Below are 1,395 nucleotides of genomic sequence, written 5' to 3'. Positions count from 1 at the left end.
CCGACGGCTACCGCCGATTCTGCCAGCAACGTGCAGCCAGCCGGAACGATGTCGGCAAAGCCGCCGAACACGACGTAGCGTTCTTCCTTGCCGGCGGCGGTCTTCACCGTGACGACACCCGGCTTGATCGTGGTCATGACCGGCGCGTGATGCGCCATGACAGTCATTTCGCCTTCGGCGCCCGGAATGACGACGGATTCGACCTGCTCGGAAACCAGCAGGCGCTCCGGCGAGACCAGTTCGAATTTGAAAGCTTCAGCCATGTCAATTTAGTGAGTAGGGAATAGTGAGTAGGGAGTAGGGAGAGGACAATTGTCCCGATCACCCGGCTGCTATTCACTACTGACTACTGACTACTCCCTATTGCCTTGATTACGCCGCTTCAGCCGCCAGGCGCTGAGCCTTCTCGACCGCTTCCTCGATGCCGCCGACCATGTAGAAGGCGGCTTCCGGCAGATGGTCGTAGTCGCCGTTGCAGAGGCCCTTGAAGCCCTTGATGGTGTCGGCGAGATCGACCAGCTTGCCCGGCGCGCCGGTGAACACTTCGGCGACGAAGAAGGGCTGCGACAGGAAGCGCTCGATCTTGCGGGCGCGGGCGACCGTCTGCTTGTCCTCTTCCGACAGCTCGTCCATGCCCAGGATGGCGATGATGTCCTGCAGCGACTTGTAGCGCTGAAGGATCGACTGCACCTGGCGGGCCACCTGGTAGTGCTCTTCGCCGACGACCATCGGGTCGAGCATGCGCGAGGTCGAATCGAGCGGATCGACGGCCGGATAGATGCCCTTTTCCGAGATCGCGCGGTTCAGCACGGTCGTCGCGTCGAGGTGGGCGAACGAGGTCGCCGGCGCCGGGTCGGTCAGATCGTCGGCCGGCACGTAAATCGCCTGCACCGAGGTGATCGAGCCCTTGGTCGTCGTCGTGATGCGTTCCTGCAGCGCACCCATGTCGGTGGCCAGCGTCGGCTGGTAACCCACGGCCGAAGGAATACGTCCGAGCAGCGCCGACACTTCGGAGCCGGCCTGCGTGAAGCGGAAGATGTTGTCGACGAAGAACAGCACGTCCTGACCCTGGTCGCGGAAATATTCGGCGACCGTCAGGCCGGTCAGGCCGACGCGGGCGCGCGCACCGGGCGGCTCGTTCATCTGGCCATAGACGAGCGCCGCCTTGGATCCTTCGCCGCCGCCCTTCTTGTTGACGCCGGACTCGATGAACTCATGGTAGAGATCGTTGCCTTCGCGGGTGCGCTCGCCGACGCCGGCGAACACCGAGAAGCCGCCATGCGCCTTGGCGACGTTGTTGATCAGTTCCTGGATCAGCACCGTCTTGCCGACGCCGGCGCCGCCGAACAGGCCGATCTTGCCGCCGCGGGCATAAGGCGCAAGCAGGTCGAGAAC

The 1,395-nt window shown here is 63.7% G+C and carries 2 protein-coding genes; both read right to left on the bottom strand.

All coding sequences use genetic code 11. The features are described 5' to 3' along the window. Window positions 1-263, bottom strand: a 263-nt coding sequence (locus EOC93_RS35020) for a F0F1 ATP synthase subunit epsilon (protein WP_245461551.1), incomplete at its 3' end; no start/stop codon positions are given. Between the two features lie 109 nt (window positions 264-372). Continuing rightward, window positions 373-1,395: F0F1 ATP synthase subunit beta (atpD, locus tag EOC93_RS27120; protein WP_127206163.1), on the bottom strand; the 1,023-nt coding region annotated here is incomplete at its 5' end.

The sequence above is a fragment of the Mesorhizobium sp. M6A.T.Ce.TU.002.03.1.1 genome (assembly GCF_003997275.1).
Lineage (GTDB): Bacteria > Pseudomonadota > Alphaproteobacteria > Rhizobiales > Rhizobiaceae > Mesorhizobium > Mesorhizobium mediterraneum.
This window is presented reverse-complemented; position numbering and strand designations above follow the sequence as displayed.